Annotated in this window: 12 protein-coding genes; 9 read left to right on the plus strand and 3 right to left on the minus strand. The window is 68.1% G+C overall.

Going from position 1 to position 14,607, the window contains the following annotated elements; genetic code table 11:
• Positions 1-65 precede the first annotated feature (65 nt).
• The 6 genes from mtrB (at position 66) to secA (ending at position 9,819) form a co-directional block, all read left to right on the plus strand.
• Complete coding sequence (mtrB, locus tag AC1DBX_RS04895; RefSeq protein ID WP_476931191.1) at positions 66-1,988, plus strand: MtrAB system histidine kinase MtrB; 1,923 nt, start codon at positions 66-68, stop codon at positions 1,986-1,988.
• Entirely contained in the window at positions 1,985-3,703 is a 1,719-nt protein-coding gene (locus AC1DBX_RS04900) for an LpqB family beta-propeller domain-containing protein (protein ID WP_476873212.1), read from the plus strand. Before mtrB ends, AC1DBX_RS04900 begins: the two co-directional genes overlap by 4 nt.
• A gap of 175 nt (positions 3,704-3,878) precedes the next feature.
• The gene (locus AC1DBX_RS04905; RefSeq protein ID WP_230008823.1) at positions 3,879-4,829 is read left to right on the plus strand and encodes a ComF family protein; all 951 of its coding nucleotides are present in this window, start codon (positions 3,879-3,881) and stop codon (positions 4,827-4,829) included.
• A 171-nt stretch (positions 4,830-5,000) separates the two neighbouring features.
• Positions 5,001-5,726: a ribosome hibernation-promoting factor, HPF/YfiA family gene (gene hpf, locus AC1DBX_RS04910; protein ID WP_028276003.1), complete on the plus strand. Its 726-nt coding sequence runs from the start codon at positions 5,001-5,003 to the stop codon at positions 5,724-5,726.
• 33 nt (positions 5,727-5,759) lie between these two features.
• Positions 5,760-6,977: a winged helix-turn-helix domain-containing protein gene (locus AC1DBX_RS04915; protein WP_476856685.1), complete on the plus strand. Its 1,218-nt coding sequence runs from the start codon at positions 5,760-5,762 to the stop codon at positions 6,975-6,977.
• A gap of 103 nt (positions 6,978-7,080) precedes the next feature.
• On the plus strand, positions 7,081-9,819 hold the full coding sequence (secA, locus tag AC1DBX_RS04920) for a preprotein translocase subunit SecA (RefSeq protein WP_028276005.1): 2,739 nt from the start codon (positions 7,081-7,083) through the stop codon (positions 9,817-9,819).
• 233 nt (positions 9,820-10,052) lie between these two features.
• Here the strand turns inward: secA and AC1DBX_RS04925 are convergent, their stop codons facing one another.
• Together AC1DBX_RS04925 and AC1DBX_RS04930 are read right to left on the minus strand one after the other, a co-directional pair.
• A complete protein-coding gene (locus AC1DBX_RS04925; protein ID WP_230008799.1) occupies positions 10,053-10,538 on the minus strand; it encodes an Rv3235 family protein in 486 nt (161 codons plus the stop codon).
• Positions 10,539-10,696: 158 nt separating this feature from the next.
• On the minus strand, positions 10,697-11,557 hold the full coding sequence (locus AC1DBX_RS04930; protein WP_476887386.1) for a LysM peptidoglycan-binding domain-containing protein: 861 nt from the start codon (positions 11,555-11,557) through the stop codon (positions 10,697-10,699).
• A gap of 129 nt (positions 11,558-11,686) precedes the next feature.
• Here AC1DBX_RS04930 and AC1DBX_RS04935 point away from each other — a divergent pair, with 129 nt between their 5' ends.
• Positions 11,687-12,256, plus strand: coding sequence for a hypothetical protein (locus AC1DBX_RS04935; protein ID WP_476848788.1), 570 nt, complete (start codon positions 11,687-11,689; stop codon positions 12,254-12,256).
• Between the two features lie 14 nt (positions 12,257-12,270).
• Here AC1DBX_RS04935 and AC1DBX_RS04940 read toward each other — a convergent pair whose 3' ends face one another.
• Entirely contained in the window at positions 12,271-12,492 is a 222-nt protein-coding gene (locus AC1DBX_RS04940) for a helix-turn-helix domain-containing protein (protein WP_018775212.1), read from the minus strand.
• 151 nt (positions 12,493-12,643) lie between these two features.
• Between AC1DBX_RS04940 and AC1DBX_RS04945 the strand changes: the two genes are divergently transcribed.
• Together AC1DBX_RS04945 and AC1DBX_RS04950 are read left to right on the plus strand one after the other, a co-directional pair.
• Complete coding sequence (locus tag AC1DBX_RS04945; protein WP_230008166.1) at positions 12,644-13,288, plus strand: CpaB family protein; 645 nt, start codon at positions 12,644-12,646, stop codon at positions 13,286-13,288.
• The gene (locus AC1DBX_RS04950; protein WP_476887428.1) at positions 13,285-14,604 is read left to right on the plus strand and encodes a CpaE/TadZ family protein; all 1,320 of its coding nucleotides are present in this window, start codon (positions 13,285-13,287) and stop codon (positions 14,602-14,604) included. Before AC1DBX_RS04945 ends, AC1DBX_RS04950 begins: the two co-directional genes overlap by 4 nt.
• Positions 14,605-14,607: the final 3 nt, after the last annotated feature.

Raw genomic sequence — 14,607 nt, forward strand, 5'->3', positions numbered from 1 at the left:
AGTCCATAGCAACGGATACGGCGCCGCCGGCCGAGTCGTCCGCGGCGTCATCGCCAGAGACGTCCATGCCCCGCGCGCCCGAAACGCCCCGCGGCGGCCCGGGCCCGTGGCGGCGTCTGGCCTTCCGGACCCGCTTGTGGGCGAAACGCGCGAGGATCGTTGGCGTCCGGGTCGCGCGGCTGGTCCGCACCGGGATGCAGCGCCTGTGGCCCGGCATCCTGTACCTGCTCCGGGCGGTACAGCGGAAGTGGCGGCGTTCGCTGCAGTTCCGGACGGTCCTGACCACGCTGATGCTGGCCATGGGCTCGTTCGCGGTGGTGGGCGCCTACCTGTCCAACCAGATCGCCAACAACCTGTTCCAGGAACGGCTCGCCCAGGCCGAATCGGAGACGCGCTACAACGTCAAGCAGGTCCAGGACACGTTCGACGGCGCCCAGGTCACCGACCAGTCCAGCGTCATCACGCTGGTCTATGACACCCTGAACGCGGTCGAAGGCCGCGGATCCGTGATCCAGCGGCGCTACGTCTTCGAGGCCATGCCGGAGCAGACCAAGCCGCGCAACCGTTGGGTTGAATCCCGGGCCTCGGACCAACTCACCATCGGCGTCATCCCCCCGGACCTGCGCAAGGCTGTGCAGGACTCGGGCAAGGACCAGTACTGGGCGTCCACCCAGTTCCCTGTAGGGACCGAAGACCGGCCCGGCATCGCCGTCGGCAACAAGGTGACCTTCAACGGCACCGTCTACGAGCTCTACCTCATCTATGACCTCAACACGGCGCAGAAGACCCTCGACGAGATCCAGAATGTCCTGCTGGCCGGCGGCGCGCTGCTGGTGCTCATGATCGGCGGCGTCGCCTGGTATGTGACCCGCAACGTGGTCAGCCCGGTCAGCCATGCCGCCGTCGTCTCCGAGAAGCTCGCCGCCGGCCAGCTGCAGGAGCGCATGGTGGTCAAAGGCGAGGACGAGGTTGCCCGCCTGGGCGCCTCGTTCAACCACATGGCCGCAAGCCTCCAGGAGCAAATCACCCAGCTGGCCACGCTGTCCCAGATGCAGCAGCGGTTCGTCTCCGATGTCTCCCACGAGCTCCGCACCCCGCTCACCACGGTGCGCATGGCCGCCGAAGTCCTTTATGACGCCCGCGAGGAATTCGACCCCATCAACAAGCGCTCCGCGGAGCTGCTCTACAACCAGGTGGAACGCTTCCAGTCGCTCCTGGCGGACCTGCTGGAAATCTCCCGCTTTGACGCCGGCGCCGCCACCCTGGACGCCGAGCCCACCGACATCGTCCAGCTTGTCGCGCATGTCATCGAGGGGGTGGCGCCCGTCGCGGCCGAATACGGGTCCGCCGTCACCCTCAACGCCCCGGCCGGCAGCGTCATTGTCGACATGGACGACCGCAGGATCGACCGGATCCTGCGCAACCTGATCCTGAACGCCCTCGAACACGGCGAGGGCCGGCCGGTCAACGTTTCCGTGGCCGCCAGCGGCACCGCCGTGGCCGTGGCCGTACGGGATCACGGAATCGGCATGACCCCGGCTGAGGCGGCGCGCGTCTTCGACCGCTTCTGGCGCGCCGATCCGGCCCGGGCCCGCACCACGGGCGGCAGCGGGCTGGGACTGTCCATTGCCGCCGAGGACACCAAGCTCCACGACGGCTGGCTGCAGGCCTGGGGGAGCAAGGGAGAAGGGTCGAACTTCCGCCTGACCCTTCCCCTGCGCCGCGACGAGCCGATCACCAGGTCCCCGCTCCAGCTCGAACCGGTCAACGTCGGGCTCCCCGAGGCAGGCCGCCAGCGCACCGTGGTGTTGCTGGACCCGCTCCGGACCGCGGGCCGCGGGACCGGTGTTGAGGGTTCCTCGGACGGATTCGCAGACGGCTTCGATGACGACTTTTCTGACGACGGCGGCAGCGGTGCCGCCGGCGGGGCTATCCCGGACGGCGGCCCGGCCGGCCCCCGGGGGACCGGGACGGAGGGCAGGGCATGAGTGGGGTTTCGGGCAGGTTTACCCGCGTGGGGGCTGCGCTGCTGGCGCTCATCCTGCTTCTGTTGACCTCGTGCGCCCAGATTCCGCGCTCGGGGCCGGTGGGCAAGAGCACGGACGAGAGTGCGGGAAACCCTAACGCCCCGGTCTTCTTTCCGGCCGCGCCGCGTCCCGGCGCCGGACCCGAAGCGGTGATCGAAGACTTCTACCTCGCCGGCAGCGGCTACGAGGACGACTACGCCGTGGCCCGGCAGTACCTCACCCAGGGTTCGTCGGTGACGTGGAAGCCGGACCAGCGGGCGCTCGTGTTCCGCAAGGCCACGGTGGTGGCCACCGGCGTCGAAAATGTCTTCAACTACCAGCTCGACCTCGCCTATTCGGTGGACGCCGACGGCGTGGCCACGCAGCTTCCCGAGGGCACCACCGAAAACATACCCGTCACCGTGACCCAGGTGGACGGCGAATGGCGAATCTCCGATCTTCCTGACGGCACGGCCATTCCGGAAGAAACCTTCAAGGTCATTTACGGCGCGTTCCCGATCTACTTCTACGACCCCACGTTCACCTACGCAGTGCCCGACGTCCGGTGGTTCATCCGCAAGAAGACCGTCAAAGCCATGACGAGCGCGCTCCTGGGCGGACCCGCCCCCTACCTCAAGGGCGCCGTCGTCAGCGCGTTCCCTTCAGGCATCAAGCTGGCCCGCGAATCAGTGCCCGTCGTATCCGGCGCCGCGCAGGTGGATCTCACCGCCAAGGACCTGGTCGAGGCCTCCAACGAGGACCGGCTGCGGATGCAGACGCAGCTTGCCCTGACGTTCCGCAGCCAGCCGGATGTGATCAACGTTGAGCTCCGGGCCAACCAGGACCTGGTGCGCGTCGAGGACAACGGCACGGTCCTGCCTCCGGTCCAGGACGAAAGCGTCCCCGCTTACCAGATCGCCGTCAGCAACAATGACCTGGTCCGGTACGAAAACAACAGGATTTCACCGCTCCCGGACGTCCGGTCCGTCTCAGCCCTCTCACCCCGGGCGCCTGCGGAGTCCACCGAGTCGCAGGCGGCCGCGTTCCTCAACGCCGCCCGCACCACGCTGTACTCGATCGTTCCGGGCCAGCCCGCCAGGGCGCTGACTACGCGGGCCGCGCTGTCCCGGCCTTCGTTCGGCCGCTATGACTGGGTCTGGACTGCCGGGCCGGGTGCCGGCGGCGCCACCGAGGTGGTGGCCTACCGGCCGGTCGGTGTGGCGGAGAACGCCAGCGTACCCACCGTGACCCTGTCGCCGGGATGGCTCGCGGGCCGGACGGTGAAGGAGTTCCGGATTTCCCGGGACGGCACGCGGGCCCTCGTCATTTCGCAGCAGAACGGCAAGAGCAAGGTCCAGATCACCGGGATCATCCGGAACGCGGATGGCACCCCGAGGGACCTGACCGTGCCCCTGACGCTCCTGACCCCCCGGGACCCGGACCAAGGGGTCTGGGTGGATGACACCACCGTCGCGGTCATGAAGGCCTCCGCCAGCGATGCCGTCACCCCCGAGCTGTTGTCGCTGACCTCGGCACAGCCGCAGCAGCTGGCGCCGTGGCCCGGGCTGACCGCCCTCAGCGCGGGCAACGGACCGGCCGAGATCTACGGCCAGTCCGCGGAAGGGATCTTCCAGCGGCTGGGCAACGGCTGGTCACCGCAGCTCAAGGGCCCCATCGACCCCTCGTTCCCCGGCTGACCGGCGTCCCCTCTTTCCCCGGCTGACCGGCGCCCTCGGACGACGGCGACGACGACGGCGGTGCGGCCGTCACCCGGATCCGGTGAAGGTTCCGCGAAGGTTCCGGCCGGGGTGTTGTCCACATAGCGGCCCGCCGGGCTACTACGGGGGGGCGCACCCGGTCCAGGATCGGAGGATGGGCAGCCACACCACCCGGGTCCCGGCAGCGGACCCTGACCTTGCCCCGGCCGCGGCCAGGGCGGCGCGACACCGCGGGAGCTACGCGTGGCCGCTGGCGAGGCTGGGCGACCGGACAGCCGAAGCGGCGGCTGAGGTGCTCGCCCTGGCCATTCCAGTGGACTGCGTCTGCTGCGGGGCGGAGGACTCGGCACTCTGCGGCGCGTGCTCCCGTAAGCTGCGCCTGCTGACGCTCCGGCCGTTCCGGGCAGAGGCCCAGGCTCCGGCCCTGATGGACATGGACGGCTCCGTGCTGCTGCCCGTGGTGGCGGCCGGGCCATACCGGGCCGAGCTGGCGCAGTGCCTGCTGTCCTTCAAAAGCCACGGGCAGGCCCGGCTGGGCGCCGAGCTGGCCCGGGGACTGGCGCGCGCCCTCCACGCCGCGTCCGGGCCCGGGCAGGGACTCGTCCTCGTCCCCGTGCCCACGAGCGCCGCCGCTTACCGCAGGCGGGGCTTCAGCCCCGTCCATATCCTGCTCCGCCGGCTCGTCCGCGGGGACGAAATCCCAGGGTTCACCGTCGCGGACGCGCTGCGGAAATCCGTGCCGCCCGCGCGGAACACGAAACCGCCGGCTTTGCCCCTGTGGGGCCGGTTGCGGGACGGCCCCACAGGGGCCGGCTCCCTGTCCGGCGGACAGAAGGGATTGGGCCGGGGTGAGCGCGCCCGGCGCGTGCGCGGATCCATGCGGGCCAGGTCCGGTCCGTGGCCTGCGCGAGTCGAAGGACGTGTCTGCATCATCGTCGATGACGTGCTGACCACCGGCGCCACCCTGGCGGAGGCGGCCCGTGCGCTCCGGGCCGCGGGGGCAATTGTCAGCGGCGCCGTCGTGCTGGCCGCGACACGCCCGCCGGCCGCCGCCGATGTCGGCGCCGCCATCCCCGCGGCGGCGCGGATGATCGGTGGGAGCTAAAAAAATAAACCGTAAAAGGATGAATAACAGGTGTCTATGAACTAACGTCGAAGATGGGTACCAAGAACAGATGTACCTGTCGATAGCGGCTCGGAAAGGGGCTCGACTGTCAGTCAGATCGGCCCCCGGGAAGTACCGCCGTCGTGTCACCGAAGTCATTTGGAGGGCACCATGGAGTTCATGATCAGCGGACGCAACTTGACGGTCTCAGACCGGTTCCGCGAATATGCCGACGACAAGATCTCAAAGATCGCGTCGTTGGGAGACAAGGTCCAGAGGGTAGACGCGAAGGTCACCAAAGAGACCAAAGCCCGCCAGACCGCCGAATCGCTCACGGTTGAGCTGACAGTCCTGGGACGCGGCCCAGTAATCCGCGCAGAAGCGAGTGCCGCCGACAAGTTCGCTGCGTTCGATCTCGCTTACAACAAGCTTCTTGAACGCCTCCGCAGGGCCAGGGACCGCAGAAAGGTCCACCACGGCCGGCATACCCCGAAGTCCGTCACCGAGGCGACGGCAGCCCTGGAGCCGGCCAGCCCCAGCGAACCCCTCTATGTGGAGGCGGCGCAGCAGCAGGAGACCCAGGCGACGGCGGCAGAGAAGTCGCCGTATGAGGTCGAGAACGATATTCCGGCCGGCGACTCGCCTGTACTGATCCGCCGGAAGGTGTTCGCCGCGTCCCAGCTCACCCTCGATGACGCCGTCGACAACATGGAACTTGTGGGTCACGACTTCTATCTTTTCGTGGACAAGGAGACCAAGGCGCCGTCGGTCGTCTACCGCCGTGACGGCTGGACCTACGGGGTCATCTCCCTGGACCAGACGTGCGAGCCCGGACATTCGAGTCTGGAAGACAAAATCCTGGCCTACCGTTCAGAGGATGAGCCCGCCAGCGCATAAGCTGGTGCAGACTTTTCCGACGAAGGGACTAACGTGCAAGCATCGCTGAGCCTGGCACAGGCACGGCGGATCGCGTTGGCAGCCCAGGGACTGGAGAAGGAACGGCCCACCGGACCCGTGAGTGCACGGGCGGTGGGCCGTACCTTTGCCCGGCTGCACCTGGTTCAGATCGACTCCGTCAATGTGGTGTCCCGCAGCCACTTCCTGCCCTTCTTCTCGCGGCTCGGCAACTACGACCGCACCATCCTGGCGCGCATGGCGGGGACCCACCCGCGCCGGATGATGGAGTACTGGGCCCACGAAGCCTGCTTCATCCGCCCGGACCATTTCCACGATCTCGTGCAGTGGCAGAGCCGCAAATGGGTGGGCGCGCACGCGATGGACCCCGAACTGCGCAACGGGGTGGCGGCCAAGGTCCTGGAAACCCTGGCCGTCGGGAAGCCGCTGACCGCCGCCGAACTGACAGCCCGGCTCGGCCACGTGGAAGACCAGCAGCGGGACAACTGGGGCTGGAACTGGAACGCCGTTAAAAGGGTGCTGGAACATCTCTTCGAAGAGGGCCTGGTCTCCGCATCCTCGCGGACCGACTCCTTCGAACGGCGCTACACCCTCACCGCCCGGGTGCTCCCCGGACCGGGCAAGGAAGCGGTGGCACCCGAACCGGATGCGGCCGCGGCCATGGACCGGCTGATCGACGCCGCGGCCCAGGCCCACGGTATCGGGACTGTGCGATGCTTCGCCGACTACTTCCGGACACCGCAGAAGGACGCCGCCGTCGCCGTCCGGAACCTCGTGGACAGCGGCCGGCTGCAGCCGGTCACGGTATCCGGCTGGGACCGGCCCCTGTACCGCCACGTGGAGGCGAAACTGCCGCGCTCGGCCACGGGCCGGGCGCTCCTGAGCCCCTTCGACTCCCTCGTGTTCGAACGCCGGCGGCTCGAGGAGCTCTTCGGATTCCACTACCGGATCGAGATCTACACGCCCGAGCCGAAGCGGAAGTACGGCTACTACGTCCTGCCGTTCCTGCTCCGCGACGCGATCGTCGCACGGGTCGACCTCAAAGCGGACCGGGCCGGCGGGCGGCTCCTGGCCAGGGCCGCCCACGCCGAACCCGGCGCGCCGGAGGACACCGCCGTCGAACTCGCCGCGGAACTGCAGCTCATGGCAGAGTGGCTGGGAATGGACGACGTAGTTGTCTCGCCAATGGGGAACCTTGCGCCGGCGCTCGCCGAAGCCGTGGCTGCCCGGTAAACCGCACTATCCGCTGTGAGGGAACAGGCGCCACCGGCCTTGCGTCTCTCCCGTAGACTAAACACGCCAGAATTCGGCAGCTTGAGACTGGGAGCAACTTCACGTGGCATCACTTATCGAAAAACTTCTCCGCACGGGTGACAAAAAAACCCTGCGGCAACTGCGGAACTATGCCGATTCCATCAATGCCCTGGAGAGCTCCTTCCAGACCTTCACGGACGCCGAGCTCCGTGAAGAAACTGACCGGCTGCGCGAACGCCACCAGGCCGGCGAGAAGCTCGACGATCTGCTGCCCGAAGCGTTCGCGGCCGTACGCGAGGCCTCGTCCCGTACCCTCGGCATGCGCCACTTCGATGTCCAGCTCATGGGCGGCGCCGCCCTGCACCTGGGCAACATCGCGGAAATGAAGACCGGTGAAGGCAAGACCCTGGTGGCCACCGCTCCGGCCTACCTCAACGCCCTCACCGGCAAGGGCGTCCACGTCGTCACCGTGAACGACTACCTCGCCGAATACCAGTCAGACCTCATGGGCCGCGTCTACCGCTTCCTCGGCCTCACCAGCGGCTGCATCCTCTCCAACCAGGACCCTGCGCTGCGCCGCGAACAGTACGCCGCGGACATCACGTACGGAACGAACAACGAATTCGGCTTCGACTACCTGCGCGACAACATGGCGTGGGACAGCTCGGAACTCGTCCAGCGCGGCCACCATTTCGCCATCGTCGACGAAGTGGACTCGATCCTCATCGACGAGGCCCGCACCCCGCTCATCATCTCCGGTCCGGCCCAGGGGGACACCAACCGCTGGTACAGCGAATTCGCCAAGGTGGTCACACGCCTGCAGGCCGAGACCGACTACGAGGTCGATGAGAAGAAGCGCACCGTCGGTGTCCTCGAGGCCGGCATTGAAAAGGTCGAGGACTACCTCGGCATCCACAACCTCTACGAGTCCGCCAACACGCCCCTGATCGGCTTCCTGAACAACGCCATCAAGGCCAAGGAGCTGTTCAAGCGCGACAAGGACTACGTCATCCTCGACGGCGAGGTGCTGATCGTCGATGAGCACACCGGCCGCATTCTCGCCGGCCGCCGCTACAACGAAGGCATGCACCAGGCCATCGAAGCCAAGGAAGGCGTCGAGATCAAGGCCGAGAACCAGACGCTCGCCACCGTGACGCTGCAGAACTACTTCCGCATGTACGACAAGCTCGCGGGCATGACCGGCACGGCCGAGACCGAGGCCGCCGAGTTCATGAGCACCTACAAGCTCGGCGTCGTTGCCATCCCGACAAACCGCGACATGACGCGGATCGATCAGGCCGACCTTGTCTACAAGAACGAGACCGTCAAATTCGACGCAGTCGTCAAGGACATCGCCGAACGCCACGAAAACGGCCAGCCTGTCCTCGTCGGCACCACCAGCGTCGAGAAGAGCGAATACCTCTCCCGGCTGCTGGCCAAGGAAGGCGTCCGGCACGAGGTCCTGAACGCCAAGAACCATGCCCGTGAAGCGTCCATCGTGGCCCAGGCCGGCCGCAAGGCCGCCGTCACAGTCGCGACCAACATGGCCGGCCGCGGTACCGACATCATGCTCGGCGGCAACGCGGAATTCACCGCCGTCGCCGAAATGGCCAAGCGCGGCCTGGACCCGGAGGAGAACTCCGAGGAATACGAGGCCGCGTGGCCCGAGGTGTTCGAATCCGCCAAGCAGTCCGTCAAGGACGAACACGAGGAAGTCCTGAACCTGGGCGGACTCTACGTGCTCGGCACCGAACGGCACGAGTCCCGCCGCATCGACAACCAGCTCCGCGGCCGTTCCGGACGCCAGGGCGACCCCGGCGAGTCCCGGTTCTACCTCTCGCTGACCGATGATCTGATGCGCCTGTTCAACTCCGGCGCAGCCGAACGGCTCATGAACAGCTCGGTGCCCGACGACGTCGCACTCGAATCCAAGCTCGTCTCGCGCGCCATCGCCTCGGCCCAGGGCCAGGTGGAAGGCCGCAACGCCGAACAGCGCAAGAACGTGCTGAAGTACGACGACGTCCTGAACCGCCAGCGCGAGGCAATCTACGGCGACCGGCGCCGCATCCTCGAAGGCGATGACCTCCACGAGAAGGTCCAGTACTTCCTGGAAGACACCATCAACGCTTTCATCGACGAAGCCACAGCCGAGGGCACCGGCGACGACTGGGACTTCAACCTCCTGTGGTCCAACCTCAAGACCCTGTACCCCGTGAGCTTCACCCCGCGCGACGTCATTGACGAGGCCGGCGGCAAGTCCCGGATCACGACCGAGTTCCTCCGGGAAGAGATCCTTTCCGATGCCCGTCTGGTCTACCAGGCCAGGGAGCAGGCGATTGGCTCCGAGAGCATGCGCGAACTGGAGCGCCGGGTGGTCCTTTCCGTTATCGGGCGCAAGTGGCAGGAACACCTCTACGAGATGGACTATCTCAAGGAGGGCATCGGGCTGCGCGCCATGGCCCAGCGTGACCCCCTGGTGGAGTACCAGCGCGAGGGCTTCATCATGTTCCAGGCCATGATGGAGGCCATCCGCGAAGAGAGCGTCGGCTTCCTGTTCAACCTCGACGTCGAAGTGACGCCGGCCGAAGACGTTGTGGTGGCGGACGCCGAGGGCCAGCACACCGAACACCACGAGCCGCAGATCCATGCCGCCGGGCTCGAAGCCCCGGAGAAACCCGCGCAGCTGCAGTACACCGCACCTGGCGAGGACGGTGCCGCCCAGACCCGGATCGAGGCGAAGGTCTCCGGACGTTCGGGAAACCCGGCCAAGGCCGCGGCGCAGGACATCGGCCGCCGCGCTGCGAAGAAGAAGCGGCGCTAGGCACGACGCAAACACGGGAGGACCGGAGCATTTGCTCCGGTCCTTCCGTGTTTGCGCCTCCTTTCCCTCACATGCCGGGCATTCCCTTGCAGACCGGGCCCGGTTCCGCAGGTTCGTGCCCGTCGCTGCCCTCGGCGGCGACTGGCTTCTGCCGGTTCTCTGCCTGTCTGTTGCCGGCTTTCTGCCTGTTTTCTGCGGACTCTCTGCCTGTTTTGTGCCTCCGGCCCTGCCGTTCAGCCGATCTCCAGCACTGTGACGCGCCAGGCCGCCGTGCCGCGCTCCAGCCGCAGCGCGACCGCGCGAACCCGTGATTCCTCGACCACCACGGCGCTGGCCTCGTAGACGTCATCCGACACGCGGCAGGCCCGGACGGACCTGACGGACGGGTTGCGGTGCAGCCTGCCCGCCGTCGGCGAGCTGCCGGAGGCAACCCGGCGGGTCAATGCGGCTCGGTGCTGCAGGGCCGCCAGACAGCGCGGGTCCAGGCGCCGGGAGAGCTGCTGTGCGGGCCGCGTCCCGGCCAGCACCTCGATCGCCGCCTGCACGGTGCTCCGGGAAATCGCACAAATCTCGCGGGCCTCGTCAACAACGCGCAGCGGCGGCGGGGCCGCAGTGGCGTGGTTGGCCGGTGGTGTAGCCGTGCCGGACACAACCCGAAGGGCGGGGGCATGCGGGACGGGGGTCGCCGCGGCTGAGCGGATCCCGGTGACTGCGTTCATGACGGTTCCTTTGCTGATGGCTGGTGCGGGTGGCTTGCGGCTGGTGCGGGTGGCTGGAACCGGGCGAATCTTCCGACCGGCTTGTCCCTGTGGTCTTCGGTGGGCCGGGACCATAGGCCGGGGCCGGCGCTGGGGCCCGGCCTATGGTGCGGCGGCCCCTAGCGCGGCGGCGGGAGGACCAGGACCTGTCCGGGCCGCAGGAAGTGCGGGTCGGCTCCGATAGCGTCGCGGTTGCCCGCATAGAGCCGGGGCCACTCTCTGGCGATGTCGGCGTCGGAAGCCAACGGCCCCAGAGCGGCCGCGGCGATGCTCCACAGCGAATCGCCGGACCGGACCGTGACCTCCCTGCGGGCGCCGGGGAAGTCCTGTGTGCGCACATGGCGTGCAGCCAGCGGTCCGGCATCCACGATCGGGCTCAGCGGCTTCCACCGCGGATCCAGCGCGGAACCGGCTCCCGGCCCTTGTGGCTCCGGTGCCAAGGCCTCCCCGGGTGACGGAGTCCAGGATGCCGATACCGCTGCCGGACCGGGTCTTTCCGGTCCGGGCCCGCCAGGCGCAGTGGCCGCGCTGGCCAGCGGCGCCGTCAGCAGCTGCAGTCCGACGGCGGCGAGCACCAGCCGCCGCATGAACGCCGGGCTGAACCGGCCCGTGGCGGCCGCCGCGTGGGTCCGGCCGAGGCGGTCCAGCAGTGCCGCCGCGACGGCGAAAGCGAGCGACATCACCCACCAGGTGATGACAATCAGCCCGGCCGTATTTGCCACGATCCCGAGCTGGTCCTCGAAGGACAGCGACTGCCGGCGTGCCGAGCCGGACTGCCAGCGCTGAATCAGGAAACTTCCCGTAGCTGCGAGGAAGATCCCGAGCAACAGGATGGCGGCGGCCATGGCGGCGTCGGCCCGGACTGTTTGTCTGGGCATGGGGACGGGCAGGGGCCGGTCCGCGGGTTGCGGCGTCACTGTCCGGTCCATGGGCTGTTCCTCCAGTCGAAATGTGTACCGTTTGATGGTGTTTAATGCCATTTGATAACTTTTAAGCCTGTTTAATTGAGTCTGATCCTGTTGTGCTCCGTTTGTCTAGACGCAGTCCGAGTCTGTGGATAGTGGAGGCCTCGGATTGACCAGTGCGGGAGGGCCGCCTACGCTGGCGCCATGCGGTGGGACGCCTTGTTTGAGGACATGGAGGCACAGCTGGCCGCGCGCCAGCGGCTGGAATTAGAGGCTGAAATAGCCGAGCGTGCACTCGTGGACTCTGCGGGAGTGCAGCTCGCGGACCGGCTCCGCGGGTCCCTCGGGCTCAGTATCCGCGTGCATTTGTCCTTGGGGCGGGTGTTCGAGGGAGTGCTGAGCCACGCGGGCAGCGAGGCCCTGGTCCTTGATGAGCCCCAACACCAAGTGCTCATTCCCTACGCCGCGGCCGCGCACTATGGGGGCCTGTCGCGGGTGGCGGTCTCCGAACCGTCAATCGTCCGCCGGCGGCTCGGTTTGGGCAGCGCCCTCCGGGGACTCGCCAGGAACCGTGCACGGGTGACGATCTTTGCCGGTCACGGGAGGGCAGATGCGGGGCTCCACGGCATCATCGACACGGTCGGCAGGGACTTCCTGGACCTGGCCGTGACACGGGACGGCGGGGAACGGCCTCCGGCGAACGCCCGGAAGGTGATTGCCATCCCCTTCGGCGCCCTCGCGGGCATCAGGTCCGTAGGTACCGCGGGCGGCTAGTCAGCCCGCCGGGTTCAACTTCCGGCGGACTTCGCCTTGGCCTCTTCGATCATGCGGCTGGCCTCGGCATAGCGCTCCTGGATGTACTGCTCGAGCATCTTCTCCTCGACGCGCCACTGGCCGCGTCCGCCCACCTGGATTGCCTTCAGCTCGCCGCTGCGAACGAGCGCGTAGGCGGCCGGAGAGTTGATCTGGAGCTGCTCGGCAACGTCAGCGAGAGTCAGGAATCGGGGCATGAACCCATTTTGCCACCGTTGAGGCCTACTGGTGCCGTTATCCACAGTTTGCGCCTGTTTGGCCCCGGATCTTCCACCCGGGCGGCCCGGGCGCAACAATAGGGGTGCCCGGCATCCGGGAATGGACGGCGACGACAGGGGGAGCGGACGCATGAGTGGAAGCGCGGCAGCCGAAGGGGCTCGTTTGAAAAGGCCGTCCTGGAAAGACCCCCGGCTCCTCGTCGGAATCCTGCTGGTCCTGGCATCCGTCGTTGGCGTGGTCTCGCTGGTCGGCGCCGCGGACCAGACCACGGAAGCGTACGCGGCGCGGGAGCCGATCGCCGTCGGCGAGACGCTGACAACCGACAAGCTGCACCGGGTCAAGGTGCGGCTCGGCGAAGTGGAACAGCACTACCTGACCCCGGAGGCCGGCCTGGATGCCGGACTTGTGGCCGTGCAGCGGATCGGCAAGGACCAACTGCTGCCGCGTGAGAGTGTCGGGCAGCTCGACGGGCTGGACCGCAAGCCCGTGGCCGTCACCGTCGAGGAGACCCTTCCCGCCCAAGCCGTGGCGGGCTCGCGCGTGGATGTCTGGGTGGCGTTGCCGGATACCCGCAACGGCTTCAGCGAGCCCTCCCTGCTCCTCTCCGGCGCCGAAATTGCCCAGATCACCCCGGGCAGCACGGCCCTGGGCTCCTCACGTTCCACGGTGGTCATGGTGCTCGTTCCCGACGCCCAGATGCCCAAGTTGCTGGGGGCCCAGGCCAACAAAGCAAAGATCGCGGTCGTGTGGAACCCGGGCGGTACCTCGCGATGAGCATTCCCGTGGTGACTGTGGGGGACTCCCGCGATGACCTGGTCGGCGGACTGGAGCGGCTGCACGGGCCCGTGTCCGTTGTCCGGCGGTGCAGCGAGCTGGCGGAACTGCTGGCCGCCTGCCAGAGCGGGTTGGCCCGCGCCGCCGTCGTAGCGGCCGGCAGCGAAGAGCTGACGGCCTCGCTGGTGGACCGGCTGTCCGCCGTCGGCGTCGTCGTCATCGCCTTGACCGACAATCCGGAGGAAACTGTCCGCCTGCGGACCATTGGCGTGGCAGCGGAAGCCCGGGCCGTTGACGCCGCGGCCCTGGCGGCCCGGATTTCCGCAGCGGTGGCGCAGCTCAGTGGCACCGGAGAGGGCCCGGGACCGGCCGCGGGGGACGGCGCCGCGCCCGTCGCCGCCGCAGGGCAGGTGCCGCGGTCTTCCGGGGCGCACACCGTCACCGCAAGCCCAGGCGCGAAGGGTCGGATCATTGCGGTCTGGGGTCCGGCCGGCGCGCCGGGCCGGACCCTGGTGGCCGCCAACATCGCGGGGGAGCTGGCCGCGGAAGGCCATTCCGTGCTGCTGGTCGACGCCGACAGCTACGGTGCCAGCGTGGCCGCCCTCCTGGGTCTGCTTGACGAGGCCGCCGGGCTGGCCCAGGCCTGCCGGCTGGCAGACCAGGGCCTGCTTGACGCCGATGCCCTGCTCAGGATCGCCACGACCGTGCCGACCAAGGCCGGCGCGCTGCGGGTGCTCACCGGGATTACGCGGGCGGACCGCTGGACGGAACTGCGCGCCGCGGCCCTCACACTGGTGCTGGAGCGGGCCCGGGAGATTGCGGATGTCACTGTGGTGGACACCGGCTTCTGCCTCGAAGCCGATGACGAGATTGGCTTTGACAGTGGCGCGCCGCGCCGCAACGCCGCGACCCTGCGAAGCCTGGAGCTGGCCGACACGGTCTTTGCCGTCGGGGCGGCGGACTCCATCGGGGTGCCGAGGCTCGTCCGCGGCCTCGCCGAGCTTCGGGCGGCCGTCCCGCAGGCGGCGCCGCAAGTGGTCCTGAACAAAGTCAGGACCTCCGCCGTTGGGCGCTCGCCCGAACGCCAGCTGCGGGCCGCCTGGGAGCGGTACGGCCCCTCGGCGCCGTTGTCGGCGTTCCTGCCGTCCGACCCCGCGGCGAGCGACGCCGCCCTCCTGTCCGGGGCACTTTTGCTCGAATCCGCCCCTGAATCCGAGTTGAGGCACGCGATCGCCATTTTGGTTTGTGCACCTGCCCAGCGAAATAAGAAATCCTTTGTCTTTTCTTCCACAGCACGACGCCGGGCAAAGGGTTAGGGT

The sequence above is a fragment of the Arthrobacter sp. 10N44_2 genome, assembly GCF_056394385.1.

Excerpts from the sequence above, each read along its gene's own strand:
- AC1DBX_RS04900 (WP_476873212.1), top strand. The coding sequence starts at position 1,985 with ATGAGTGGGGTTTCGGGCAGGTTTACCCGCGTGGGGGCTGCGCTGCTG.
- hpf (WP_028276003.1), top strand. The coding sequence starts at position 5,001 with ATGGAGTTCATGATCAGCGGACGCAACTTGACGGTCTCAGACCGGTTC.
- AC1DBX_RS04905 (WP_230008823.1), top strand. The coding sequence starts at position 3,879 with ATGGGCAGCCACACCACCCGGGTCCCGGCAGCGGACCCTGACCTTGCC.
- mtrB (WP_476931191.1), top strand. The coding sequence starts at position 66 with ATGCCCCGCGCGCCCGAAACGCCCCGCGGCGGCCCGGGCCCGTGGCGG.
- AC1DBX_RS04940 (WP_018775212.1), bottom strand. The coding sequence starts at position 12,492 with ATGCCCCGATTCCTGACTCTCGCTGACGTTGCCGAGCAGCTCCAGATC.
- AC1DBX_RS04945 (WP_230008166.1), top strand. The coding sequence starts at position 12,644 with ATGAGTGGAAGCGCGGCAGCCGAAGGGGCTCGTTTGAAAAGGCCGTCC.
- AC1DBX_RS04925 (WP_230008799.1), bottom strand. The coding sequence starts at position 10,538 with ATGAACGCAGTCACCGGGATCCGCTCAGCCGCGGCGACCCCCGTCCCG.
- AC1DBX_RS04935 (WP_476848788.1), top strand. The coding sequence starts at position 11,687 with ATGCGGTGGGACGCCTTGTTTGAGGACATGGAGGCACAGCTGGCCGCG.
- AC1DBX_RS04930 (WP_476887386.1), bottom strand. The coding sequence starts at position 11,557 with ATGGCATTAAACACCATCAAACGGTACACATTTCGACTGGAGGAACAG.
- AC1DBX_RS04950 (WP_476887428.1), top strand. The coding sequence starts at position 13,285 with ATGAGCATTCCCGTGGTGACTGTGGGGGACTCCCGCGATGACCTGGTC.